Consider the following 11,362-nt stretch of genomic DNA (forward strand, 5'->3'; position numbering starts at 1 on the left):
GCGGTGTTTCTCTTGGACTGGCAGCGCAGAAGATGGCAATGTAGTGCTAGTTTTTCCCTTAGAAGTGAAAAGAGGTCCCCACATGAAGATTCGGGCTCTGGCGGCAGCGGCACTGGCCGCGTTGGCTTTGGTTGTTGCGCCGCAGGCGCAGGCGGGCGCGCAGACTGACCCGAATTACCAGTGGCGAACGGACCCGGCGGCGAAGGTGCTGGCGGGCAAGCCGTTCGCAGGTGGGGTGCTGCACCGCGTGCCTGGTTCCTGGTTCGATGCGCAGCGCGCACACCCGGGGGCCAAGGAAGCAGCCTCGCGTGGGCGTGCGCTGTACGGTCCGGGCGCACCGATCTACGTGGGGCTCTACGGCATGTGCACGGTCGCGGCGGTGGGCACCGACGGCGCTGGACGCAAGGTCGCGCTCACCGCGGGCCACTGCGGAAATATCGGAGATCAGGTGGTCGCCGCCGATTCCTTTGCGGCGGGACCGACGGGGCGGGTCGCGCGGAAGAACGGCGCGCTGGACTATGCGGTGATTGAGCTGGGCCCGCGCGCGGACTTGACTGCCAGCTACAACGGCACGACGATCCGCTCGACGGGCGGGGCGACTCGGACAGGTGACACGCTCTGTAAGAACGGCTACGCCACCGGCGTGACTTGCGGAATCAACTGGATCGCCGACGGGGTGCGCCAGCAGTCGCAGGTCTGTGCGATGGCGGGAGACTCGGGCGCGCCACTCTACTCCGGTACTCGCCTGGTGGGGTTGGTCAACGGCTCCTCGATCCCGCGGATGGCTAATCTGCAGTGCATGAGCCCACTGCAAGGGCCGATCCACGCGCCGACGGTGTCCACGAATATCGACGTGATTCTCCGCGATCTCAACGCCGCACCGGGCGTGGGCAACGGCTTCCGCTTGGCGGGTTAACGCAGGCGGCCGAGCACCTCGTCGTGCAGCAAGCCGTTGGTGGCCGCGGCATCGCCGCCGTGCGGGCCATCCTCCCCGGCAAGCGAGGTGAAGCGGCCGCCGGCTTCGGTCACCAGCACTGACAATGCCGCGAGGTCCCAGAGGGAGACCTCGGGCTCGGCCGCAATGTCGACGGCGCCCTCCGCGACAAGGCAGTAAGAGAAGAAATCGCCGTAACCGCGCAGGCGCCACGCATCGTCGGTGAGCGAAATCAGCTGGTCACGCAAATCGCGGTCGCGCCACCCGCTCAAGGAGGAGATGCTTATCGACGCATCCGCCAACCCGGCAACCCCCGATACTTCCAACCGAGTGACGCTGCCGTCGGCGAATGTGCGCCACGCACCGGCGCCTTCGCTGGCGTACCAGCGGCGTGCCAGGGCGGGAGCGCTGACAACTCCGACAACGGGCTTACCGTCGTCAAGCAAAGAAATCAGCGTGGCCCACACGGGCACGCCGCGCACGAAATTCTTGGTGCCGTCGATCGGGTCAATGACCCACTGGCGCCCAGAGAAGTGCACGTCGCCGCCGAATTCTTCACCGAGGACAGCGTCAGCGGGGCGGGTGGTGCCGAGTTTGTCGCGCAGCGCACTCTCGACTGCCACATCGGCATCGGAAACCGGGGTCATGTCGGGCTTCGTGTCCACCTTCAGATCGGCGGATTCGAAGCGCTCGAGAGTGATTGCGTCGGCAAGCTCGGCAAGTTCGAGGGCGAGAGCGAGGTCGTCGGAGTAGTTAGCCATGCTGTTCAAGCTTAGCCAGCACTTCGTTGACGAGCTGGCGGTTTCCGGCAATGCACCATGTGACCCCACCAGCATCGGCCTTCACGGCCTTGCCGCCAGCAGCTTCGACGAGGGCTTTGCCGGGTAGCCAATCCCAGTCGGCGACAGAGTGCTGTAGCCAGCCGCCGATTCCGCCGGACGCGACGGTGGCCAGGTCGATCGAGCCGGCGCCGAACATGCGCACCGTGGCGGCGCTGTTCGTGGCGTCCAGCCACGCGCCCCGGATGGCCTCGTCTTTCATCGATGTGGGGTGGAGGTATGTGGCGAGCGCCAGGTGGGGCAGTGGTGCGTCGATAAGCTGCTCGAGCGTGCGACCGTTCCGTGTCGCCGTGCCGTTGTCCGCGACCCACGTCGTGGCGAGCGCGGGGCGGTGAATCGCGCTGGTCAGAATACGCGCGGGGTCGCTGGCCTCGCCCTCGACCAGCGCGAGAGCAGAGCAGAAATAATCGGAGCCCGACGCGAAGTTGTACGTGCCGTCCACCGGGTCGATCACCCACGTGCGCCCGCTTGTCGACGCCTTCGTTGCGCCCTCTTCGCCCACGATCCCGTCGTCGGGGCGCAGGGCCTCGAGTGCTCCCGCGACGAAGTCCTCGGCGGCCGTGTCGGCGTTGGTGACAACGTCCGACACAGAGGTCTTCTGGCCGGTTTCGAGGCCTTCGTCGCGCATACTCAGCGCCAGACCCCCGGCTGTCTCGACGAGGGCGCGGGCGAGCTCGGCGTCGGAGGAACTACGGTGCGAATCAACGAAAGCTGCGGTAGACACAGCCGCCATTATTCCTGAACGTAGACATTCGAGCCGAGCTTGTGGAATTCCTTGGCCATCTCGCGCTCGCCGCGGCGGTAATCGGTGCCGCCGGCGAAGCTCGGGATGCCCAGGTCGGCGATGAGCGTTTTGTTCTTGTCGTCCAGCGCCTCGTCGATCGCGTCGCCGAATTCGTCGCGGATGTCCTGGCTGATGCGCATCGAGCAGAATTTCGGGCCGCACATGGAGCAGAAGTGCGCAGTCTTGGCGGGCTCGGCGGGCAGCGTCTCGTCGTGGTACGCCTGCGCGGTCTCTGGGTCGAGGGAGAGCGCGAACTGGTCGTGCCAGCGGAATTCGAAGCGGGCCTTGCTCATCGCGTCGTCCCAGTCGCGCGCGCCCGGGTGCCCCTTGGCCACGTCAGCGGCGTGGGCGGCCACTTTGTAGGTGATCACGCCGGTTTTCACATCGTCCTTATTTGGCAGGCCGAGGTGCTCCTTCGGGGTGACGTAGCACAGCATCGCGGTGCCGCCCATGGCGATATTCGCGGCGCCGATGGCGGAGGTGATGTGGTCGTAGCCGGGAGCGATATCGGTGACCAGGGGGCCGAGAGTATAGAACGGGGCACCGTCGCACCATTCCTCTTCCTTCTCGTTGTTGACCTGAATCATGTTCAGCGGCACGTGACCTGGGCCCTCGATCATCACTTGGACGTCGTGGTTCCAGGCGCGCTTGCACAGCTCGCCGATGGTCTTGAGCTCCGCGAACTGGGCGGCGTCGTTGGCGTCGGCGACGGAACCGGGGCGGAGGCCGTCGCCAAGTGAAAATGCGATGTCGTACTGGGCGAAGATCTCGCACAGCTCGTCGAAGTTCTCGTAGAGGAACGACTCCTTGTGGTGCGCGAGGCACCAGCCGGCCATGATGGAGCCGCCGCGGGAGACGATGCCGGTGACGCGCTTGGAGGTCAGCGGCACGTACGGCAGGCGCACACCGGCGTGGACGGTCATGTAGTCGACGCCCTGCTCCGCCTGCTCGATGACGGTGTCGCGGAAGATCTCCCACGTCAGGTCCTCAGCCACACCATTCACCTTTTCCAGCGCCTGGTAGATCGGCACGGTGCCAATGGGGACGGGGGAGTTGCGCAGGATCCACTCGCGTGTGGTGTGGATGTCGTTGCCGGTGGACAGGTCCATCACGGTGTCCGCGCCCCAGCGGGTGGCCCAGCGCAGCTTGTCCACCTCTTCGCGGATCGACGAGGTGACTGCGGAGTTGCCGATATTCGCGTTGATCTTGGTCAGAAACGCGTTGCCGATGATCATCGGCTCGGATTCTGGGTGGTTGATGTTGTTGGGGATGATCGCGCGGCCGGCGGCGACCTCGTCGCGGACCTTCTCCGGGGAGCAGTGCTCGCGCAAGGCGACAAAGCGCATCTCGGGGGTGATCTCGCCGCGGCGCGCGTAGTGCATTTGGGTTACGCGCTTGCCCTCCTTGGCGCGCAGCGTCGGGCGGGTCGCGCCGCGCCATTCCTCGCTGGCCTCGCCGCGCTTCATCGCGCGGGTGCCGTCGTCCTCGAGATTGCGCGCGCGTCCGTCGTATTCCTCAACGTCGTCGCGCTGCGCGATCCACTCGCCTCGCAGATCCGGCAGGCCCTCCTCTGGCTCCGCCCACGGGCCGCGCGTGCGGTAGACGCGGAAAGGCTCGTTCGGCCCTGTCGGGGAATCGTCCAGCTCGATCGCGGTTTCCGGAACTTCGAGCCCGTCCTCGACAATCGGGGCGTACGAGTGCTTCGGGTGAATTTCTGACGCGTAAATATCGGCCATGAGCCGCTCCTTACTTCCTTCGCTGGTGCTAACCAGACAGGTTCGGACGGTGCTCGCACGGCTATACATCAGTGCGATCTCAGCCCGCTGCCGCGGGCGCCCGTGTGGGTGCGACACACAGTGTAGGGGTTTCGCCGGTGTTTCGAAGGCGAATCGGGAAGTCCACTAGACTTCGCACCTATGCAGCCAGAGACCAGCAACCGGATTCAGTCCCTCGATTCCACCCTGACCACGATCGAATCGGTCATGGATCTGGACGAGATGGATGCGCGGGCGCGCGAGCTGGAGCAGCAGGCCGCCGACCCGAGCCTGTGGGACGACCCCGACCACGCGCAGAAGGTGACCACGGAGCTGTCCAACGTGCAGGCCAAGCTGCGCAAAGTCACGGGTCTGCGCCAGCGCCTCGACGATCTTCCGGTCATGTACGAACTCGCGGAGGAAGAGGGCGACGCATCGCTTGCCGACGACGAATTGGCCGATCTGGAATCCCAGATCTCCGCTTTGGAGGTGACCACGATGCTGTCGGGCGAATACGACGAGCGCGAGGCAGTGGTGAATATCCGTTCCGGCGCCGGCGGCGTCGACGCGGCGGATTGGGCGGAGATGCTCATGCGGATGTACACGCGCTGGGCGGAAAAGAGCGGCCACAAGGTCGACATCTACGACATTTCCTATGCCGAGGAAGCCGGCATCAAGTCAGCGACCTTCGTGGTCCACGGCGAGTACATGTACGGCCAGCTCTCCGTCGAGCAAGGCGCGCACCGCCTCGTGCGTATCTCGCCCTTCGACAACCAGGGCCGCCGCCAAACCTCCTTCGCCGAGGTGGAAGTCCTGCCGGTGGTGGAACAGACCGACCACATCGATATCCCGGACTCAGACATCCGCGTCGACGTCTACCGTTCCTCAGGCCCGGGCGGCCAGTCCGTGAACACCACCGACTCCGCCGTGCGCATCACCCATGAGCCCACGGGCATCGTGGTGACCTGCCAGAACGAGAAATCCCAGATCCAGAACAAGGCCTCCGCCTTGAACGTCCTGCAGTCCAAGCTGCTGGAGCTCAAGCGCCAAGAGGAAAAGGCCGAGCTCGATGCCTTGGGCGCCGGCGGCAATGCCAGCTGGGGCAACCAGATGCGCTCGTACGTCCTGCACCCGTACCAGATGGTCAAGGACCTGCGCACCAACTACGAGGTCGGCGACCCCCAGAAGGTGCTCGACGGCGACCTCGACGGGTTCTTGGAAGCAGGAATCCGCTGGCGCATGGCGGAACAGCAGGCGGAAAAATCCTAGGCCTTCGCGAGGAACCGTTCCTTCGCCATCTCGCGCAGACGTGGCTTGTCCACTTTGCCGATGGGATTGCGCGGGAGATCCCCCACGATCTCGACGTGCACAGGCCACTTCACCTTGGCCAATAGCGGCCGGATGTGGTCCATCAGCGCGGATGCGTCGACAGAAGCGGGGTCGGAATTGCTGACATAGGCGACAGGTACCTCGCCGAGAACATCGTGCGGGAGACCGACGACGGCTGATTCGACCACCGCGCTCGACGTGTTCAGCGCCGCTTCGATCTCCGACGGGTACAGATTTTCGCCGCCCCGGATGATCATGTCTTTGATGCGGTCGACGAGGAATAAGAAGCCGTTCTCGTCCAGATAACCGACATCGCCAGTGTGCAGCCAGCCGTCGACAACGGCCTTCGCAGTTTCCTCGGGACGGTTGAGATAACCGACCATCACATTGTCGCCTTTGATCACCACTTCACCGGATTCACCTGTGGGGAGGAACCCGCCCTCGCCGTCACTGATTCGCACGTCTTGGTGGGGGAGCGCGCGACCAACGGTGCCTGAGGGCGGATCGTCGTCAAGCCGCACTGCCGTCGAACCGACGGTTCCTTCGGTGAGGCCGTATGCACCCCGTATCTTCACACCGTATTTTTCCTGGAACGCCTCGATGAGCTGAATCGATGCCGGTGCAGCGCCGCACACGGCGTACTGCAAGCTGGAGAAATCGACACCGGAATCCGGCGGCAATTGGAGCAGGTACGCGAATATGGCAGGGACGGCGGAGAAATAGGTGGGGCGGAATTCGGCCACGGCATCGATGAATTCCTCCGGATCGAAGCGGTCGAGGATCGTGACGGAACCGCCGCGACTGTAGGGAGCGAGGAAGCTCACCAGAATGGCGTTGCAGTGGAACAGGGGAAGCGGCATCAGCGCATGGAACGTCTGGTCCATGCCGAAACCTTCAGTGATGCTCGCGACCATGGCGTTGATGTTCTTATGGCTGAGCAGCACGCCTTTCGGCCGGCCGGTAGATCCGGAGGTGTAGACGATCAGAGCGATATCGTCGGGTGCCGGCTGCTCGCCGCTGTTGTCAGGCTCGCCGTGATGCGGGTGCTCGGCCGACGCAGCTAACTCCGCTAGTGGCACGACCCGCGCGCCAGGGAAGTATTCCTCGGGTTTGCGGGCGGCGAATTCGTTCGTGGTCACGACGATTTTCGCGTCGGAATCCTCGATTTGGTAAGCGGATTCCGGTGGGGCGAAGGTCGGGTTCATCGGGGTGGCAGACGCGCGGAGGCGCCACGCGGCGCACATGGTGGTGACCAATTCGAGACGGTTGGGAAGGAAGGTGGCAACCACATCGCCCGGCCCGACACCCAACGATTTGAGCTGGTGGGCAATGATGTCGACCTCAGCGGCGAACTGTTGCCCGGTGAGACTCCGGAACGGGTCGCGTAGGCGGATTCCGTCGATGCTTTGGTGGAGTTCGTGCCATGGTTGGTAGCTGTAGTCGGCCAAGAGAACCTCCCTGTTGTGATGTGGGTTACATACAGCGTAGGTGCTTAGGGATAAGAAAATGATGGATTTTGCGAACCTGCTGAACGCCACCTGAATTACCTGCAGTTTTCCCGGGTTGGATTTCGTCGCGAGCAACATTTATCACTAGAGTGGCGCGTGTGATCACTTTCTCGAATGTGACAAAGGTCTACCCGACGTCGACGCGGCCGGCGCTGGACGATATCTCGCTGACGATCGACAACGGCGAGTTCGTCTTTCTCATCGGCCCATCGGGCTCGGGCAAGTCGTCGTTTCTGGAGTTGCTCATCCGCGAGGAGAACCTGACCAGCGGTGACATCCACTTCGGCGACTTCCACGTCAACGAACTGAAGGGCAAGGAGGTGAACAAGCTCCGCCAGTCCATCGGCTACGTCTTTCAAGATTTCCGGCTGTTGCCGAAGCTGAACGTGTACGACAATGTGGCGTTCGCGTTGGAAGTCATCGGTAAGCCGAAGTCGAAGATCAAGAAGCTCGTGCCGGAGGCGCTGGAGATCGTGGGCCTGGACGCGAAGGCGAACCGCATGCCGAACGAGCTGTCCGGTGGCGAGCAGCAGCGTGTGGCCATCGCGCGCGCGTTCGTGGACCGCCCGCATTTGCTGCTTGCCGACGAGCCGACGGGCAACCTCGACCCGTCCACCGCAGACGACATCATGGCGCTGCTTGCCCGCATCAACCGCATGGGCACGACCGTGATTATGTCCACGCACAATGCGCGCGCAGTCAACGACATGCGCCAGCGCGTGATTGAGCTGCACCTGGGCAAGCTTGTCCGCGACGAGAGTCACGGCGTGTACGGAACTGTGGGGGCATAACTATGAACTGGAATTTCATTTTCCGTGAGGGCTTCCGCGGCCTTGGCCGTAACCTCACTATGACGATCGCGCTGATCATCACCACCGCACTGTCGCTGGCGCTGGTCGGCGCGGGCATCCTCATGTCCAAGGTCACCAGCGAGACGAAGGACCTCTACCTCGACCGCGTGGAAGTGATGGTGGAGCTGAACGAGGAGATCTCGGCGGGGGACAAGGACTGTTCGTCGACAAGCTGCGCGGAAGTGCGAGACAAGCTGCAGGCGGACGACCGCGTCGAGTCCGTGACGTTCCGCAACCGCGAGCAGTCTTACGAGCGTTTCGTGGAGCTGTTCCAGGAATCCGACCCGGTGCTGGTGCAGGAGACGTCGAAGGACTCGATGCCGGCGGCGTTGCACGTGCGGCTGGAGGATCCGACGAACACGGAGCCGATCGATGCCGTGCGCGACATGCCGCAGGTGGACTACGTGGCCGACCAGGCCAGCGATGTGCGTGGCGTCGCCGATTCGCTCGATTCGTTCCGCAACGCGACGTTCATCATTGCCGCGGCGCAGGCGCTGGCCGCCGCGTTCCTGATCGCGAACATGGTGCAGCTGGCCGCATACAGCCGCCGCGAGGAGATCGGCATTATGCGCATGGTGGGCGCGACGCGCTGGTTCACGCAGGCGCCGTTCATTCTCGAGGCGCTGATCTCCGTGTTCATCGGCGCGGTCATCGCGACGGTGGGCGTGTGGGCGATCAAATCGCAGATCGTCGACCCGATGCTCGCGGGCGTGTACGAGAACCTGCTCATCGCGAAGCTTTCCGACGGCGCCGTGTGGACCGTCATGCCGCTCGTCGGCCTCGTCGCTCTTGTTGCATCGGGCCTGGTCGCTCAGGTAGCGTTGCGCTCTTACGTGCGAAAATAGGAGGTCAATCATGGCGAAGAAAAAGAAGAAGGACGGACCGGGCGTCATCGCGTCCAACCGCAAAGCTCGCCATGACTACAACATCCTCGACACCTACGAGGCCGGCGTCGTCTTGGTGGGCACCGAAATCAAGTCCCTCCGCGACGGCAAGGCTTCGCTCGTCGAGGCGTACGCGACCATCGACGACGGCGAAGTCTGGCTCCGCAATCTCCACATCCCCGAATATTCGATGGGGTCGTGGACGAACCACTCGCCGCGCCGCACCCGCAAGCTGCTGCTGCACCGCCGTGAGATCGACACGCTCGAAGGCAAGGTCCGTGACGGCAACCGCACGCTCGTCCCGCTGAAGCTCTACCTCAAAGACGGCCGCGTCAAGGTCGAGCTCGGCCTCGCGCAGGGTAAGCAGGACTATGATCGCCGCCAGGACATCAAGAAACGCACCGAGGACCGCGAGATCGCGCGCGAACTCGGCCGCAAATTCAAGGGGATCAAGGCATGAAAACCGCACTCATCACTGGCGCATCCCGAGGCATTGGCCGTGCCATTGCCGAGGAGCTGGGCAAAGACCACCACATCCTGGTGGGGGCGTCGACAGACGCGTCAGAGGTCGTCGATAAGCTGCCCAGCGCTGAACCGTTCGAGGTCGATCTACGCGACGAGCAGGCGATCGTCGAGGCCGCACGCACGGTCGAGAATGTCGATGTCGTCGTCCACGCCGCAGGCGTGCTGCACAAGGCGCCGTTCGATGAGCTCGACGCCGAGCAGTGGCGCGAGACGATGGACATCAACGTGCTCGCGCCCGTCACCCTCACGCGCGAGCTTCTGCCCGCTTTACGACGCTCGCGTGGTCTCCTCATCACCATCAATTCCGGCGCCGGCTTCCACGGCGTTGAAGAGAACACTGCGTACTGCGCCTCCAAATTTGCGCTGCGCGGGTTCACCGACGCCCTTCGCCTGGAGGAGAAAGGGCGCATCCGCGTGACCTCAATCCACCCGGGGCGCACTGACACTGACATGCTTGCCGACCCGAAGCACGGCGACCGCCCGAAGATGGACCCGGGCAATGTCGCGCGCGCTGTCCGTCTCGCCGTGGATGTCGACCCCGATGCGAGTGTCGAATTCTTGCGCGTCGCACCTGCTTGACGCGGTGCGCTGAACAGCGCTAGAGTTGACTCTCCTGCGGAAGATGCATGATCCCGCCGCAGGACGCGAAGGGGATGATTTTGGTTTCGACTTCGCCGACTAAGCCAGGGGAAGCGTGCCGGTGCAGGCTGGAGACCACCGATTTAAGCGTCGCAGCACTTGATAAACGCAGAGAAGAACTCTCAGCGTGACTACGCCCTCGCTGCCTAAGTAGCGACCGCGTGTCTGTCAGGCCGGGCTTGCTCCCGCCCCGGATCCTGGCATCGACTAGGGAGCTTGCCCTCTCGCCGTGCCGGTGAGGCGCGGAGGGGACACCTTTTCACCGGCTGGGCCCGTCATCCGGACATGTTCGCCTGATCCGGAGGGCCGAGCAGAGATTCTGTGCGAACTGCGCACGGAGAAGCCCTGGTGCAGTGGCGAAGGACCCGGGTTCAATTCCCGGCATCTCCACAAAGCGATGAAACCGCTGGTCAGAAACGGCCGGCGGTTTTGTCGTTTCCGATAAGCTGTGCAGCGATATGAACCGAGCAATTTTTCGAGGAGCGGTGCTCCTCACTTCAGGCGCGCTGCTTGCCGCCTGCGCAACGCCTGCCGACGAAGCGCCGCAGGTGGAAACAACGACTTCTTCTGCTTCCAACGGCTCTGTGGAGATCGAGGACAACGAGGGGGTCAAGACCGTGCCCGCTGCGCCAGAGCGTGTTGTCGCGCAAGACGCCCGCTCCCGTGAGCTGCTCGAAGCCCTCGGCGTCGAGGTGCAGGATCCGGGCGGCGACGCCGACCTCGTTGTTGCTGGAACTGCTGATGGTGCCGCTGCCGAGCGCCCGGATGGGATGTTTGTCGATCTCACGCCTCGCGACGGCATCCCCCTCGACTGGGAGATAGTCCGGCAGGTCCAGGTGCTGGGCAAGATCTTCGTCAAAGAAGATGAAGCTGCCGAACTGGACAAGGAGTTCTCCGAAGCGCGTGGTCGCGCCATCGAGGCGCGTTCCGAAAAGTGGACCTTTTCCGCGCTGACCGTCAATGGGACAGAGGTAGCTGTCCAGCCGGCCGACGGCGACGCACTCTGGCGGCCGCTATTCGAGATGCTCGAGCTCACACCCGCGTTGAAGCCGGAGGATCCCGCGGACATTCTTGCTCTGGTGAAGGCGAAGCCGAGGTTCATCTTCGTCAACGAAGTGCAGAAGGACCTCTCCGCTGAGGGCTACATTCCGCCGATGCGGGTGCTCGTTGGGAATGACGAGCTCAAAAAACTGGATCCGGTCGAAGGCGGCCGTGTGTATGTTGCTCCGCTGAATGCGCAGGACACAGCGTCAGCCATCACCTACACGCGAATGTTTAACGAACTAGCGGACCAATGGAAAAACCTTGACTGAAC

Annotated in this window: 11 protein-coding genes and 1 other RNA gene; 8 read left to right on the forward strand and 4 right to left on the reverse strand. The window is 63.6% G+C overall.

Features of this window, described 5'->3' with window-relative positions:
• Positions 1–82: 82 nt before the first annotated feature.
• Positions 83–916, forward strand: coding sequence for a S1 family peptidase (locus CAPP_RS02865; protein WP_076599947.1), 834 nt, complete (start codon positions 83–85; stop codon positions 914–916).
• On the opposite strand, the gene hisN is transcribed toward CAPP_RS02865, so the two are convergent.
• The 3 genes from hisN to thiC are packed head-to-tail and all read right to left on the reverse strand — an operon-like array spanning position 913 to position 4,293.
• Entirely contained in the window at positions 913–1,695 is a 783-nt protein-coding gene (gene hisN / locus CAPP_RS02870) for a histidinol-phosphatase (protein ID WP_076599948.1), read from the reverse strand. The two genes, CAPP_RS02865 and hisN, sit on opposite strands and share 4 nt — an antisense overlap.
• Positions 1,688–2,506 carry an inositol monophosphatase family protein gene (locus CAPP_RS02875; protein ID WP_076599949.1) on the reverse strand — a complete coding sequence of 273 codons (819 nt, stop codon included), beginning with the start codon at positions 2,504–2,506 and terminating at the stop codon, positions 1,688–1,690. The genes hisN and CAPP_RS02875 overlap by 8 nt, the downstream gene beginning before the upstream one ends.
• A complete protein-coding gene (thiC, locus tag CAPP_RS02880; RefSeq protein ID WP_076599950.1) occupies positions 2,506–4,293 on the reverse strand; it encodes a phosphomethylpyrimidine synthase ThiC in 1,788 nt (595 codons plus the stop codon). The genes CAPP_RS02875 and thiC overlap by 1 nt, the downstream gene beginning before the upstream one ends.
• Positions 4,294–4,473: 180 nt before the next feature.
• On the opposite strand from thiC, the gene prfB reads away from it, so the two are divergent.
• Complete coding sequence (gene prfB / locus CAPP_RS02885; RefSeq protein WP_076599951.1) at positions 4,474–5,580, forward strand: peptide chain release factor 2; 1,107 nt, start codon at positions 4,474–4,476, stop codon at positions 5,578–5,580.
• Here the strand turns inward: prfB and CAPP_RS02890 are convergent.
• Positions 5,577–7,088 carry a class I adenylate-forming enzyme family protein gene (locus CAPP_RS02890; protein WP_076599952.1) on the reverse strand — a complete coding sequence of 504 codons (1,512 nt, stop codon included), beginning with the start codon at positions 7,086–7,088 and terminating at the stop codon, positions 5,577–5,579. The genes prfB and CAPP_RS02890 overlap by 4 nt on opposite strands.
• A gap of 158 nt (positions 7,089–7,246) precedes the next feature.
• Between CAPP_RS02890 and ftsE the strand changes: the two genes are divergently transcribed.
• The 6 genes from ftsE to CAPP_RS02920 all read left to right on the forward strand — a co-directional run bounded on the left by ftsE (position 7,247) and on the right by CAPP_RS02920 (position 11,360).
• Positions 7,247–7,939, forward strand: a complete 693-nt coding sequence (ftsE, locus tag CAPP_RS02895; protein WP_076599953.1) for a cell division ATP-binding protein FtsE — start codon at positions 7,247–7,249, stop codon at positions 7,937–7,939.
• A 2-nt stretch (positions 7,940–7,941) separates the two neighbouring features.
• Positions 7,942–8,844: a permease-like cell division protein FtsX gene (gene ftsX, locus CAPP_RS02900; protein WP_076599954.1), complete on the forward strand. Its 903-nt coding sequence runs from the start codon at positions 7,942–7,944 to the stop codon at positions 8,842–8,844.
• A gap of 10 nt (positions 8,845–8,854) precedes the next feature.
• Positions 8,855–9,343 (forward strand): SsrA-binding protein SmpB, encoded by a 489-nt coding sequence (smpB, locus tag CAPP_RS02905; protein WP_076599955.1) that lies wholly within the window; start codon positions 8,855–8,857, stop codon positions 9,341–9,343.
• Positions 9,340–9,987 carry an SDR family oxidoreductase gene (locus CAPP_RS02910; RefSeq protein WP_076599956.1) on the forward strand — a complete coding sequence of 216 codons (648 nt, stop codon included), beginning with the start codon at positions 9,340–9,342 and terminating at the stop codon, positions 9,985–9,987. Before smpB ends, CAPP_RS02910 begins: the two co-directional genes overlap by 4 nt.
• Before the next feature lie 70 nt (positions 9,988–10,057).
• Positions 10,058–10,440, forward strand: a transfer-messenger RNA (tmRNA) gene (gene ssrA / locus CAPP_RS02915).
• 92 nt (positions 10,441–10,532) lie between these two features.
• Positions 10,533–11,360, forward strand: coding sequence for a substrate-binding domain-containing protein (locus tag CAPP_RS02920; RefSeq protein WP_076599957.1), 828 nt, complete (start codon positions 10,533–10,535; stop codon positions 11,358–11,360).
• Positions 11,361–11,362: the final 2 nt, after the last annotated feature.

This window comes from Corynebacterium appendicis CIP 107643, assembly GCF_030408415.1.
Classification (GTDB): Bacteria; Actinomycetota; Actinomycetes; order Mycobacteriales; family Mycobacteriaceae; genus Corynebacterium; species Corynebacterium appendicis.

What these genes read in the sequence shown, in the direction of transcription:
- CAPP_RS02875 (WP_076599949.1), bottom strand. Translation starts at nt 2,506, where the DNA reads ATGGCGGCTGTGTCTACCGCAGCTTTCGTTGATTCGCACCGTAGTTCC.
- prfB (WP_076599951.1), top strand. Translation starts at nt 4,474, where the DNA reads ATGCAGCCAGAGACCAGCAACCGGATTCAGTCCCTCGATTCCACCCTG.
- CAPP_RS02910 (WP_076599956.1), top strand. Translation starts at nt 9,340, where the DNA reads ATGAAAACCGCACTCATCACTGGCGCATCCCGAGGCATTGGCCGTGCC.
- ftsX (WP_076599954.1), top strand. Translation starts at nt 7,942, where the DNA reads ATGAACTGGAATTTCATTTTCCGTGAGGGCTTCCGCGGCCTTGGCCGT.
- CAPP_RS02865 (WP_076599947.1), top strand. Translation starts at nt 83, where the DNA reads ATGAAGATTCGGGCTCTGGCGGCAGCGGCACTGGCCGCGTTGGCTTTG.
- smpB (WP_076599955.1), top strand. Translation starts at nt 8,855, where the DNA reads ATGGCGAAGAAAAAGAAGAAGGACGGACCGGGCGTCATCGCGTCCAAC.
- hisN (WP_076599948.1), bottom strand. Translation starts at nt 1,695, where the DNA reads ATGGCTAACTACTCCGACGACCTCGCTCTCGCCCTCGAACTTGCCGAG.
- thiC (WP_076599950.1), bottom strand. Translation starts at nt 4,293, where the DNA reads ATGGCCGATATTTACGCGTCAGAAATTCACCCGAAGCACTCGTACGCC.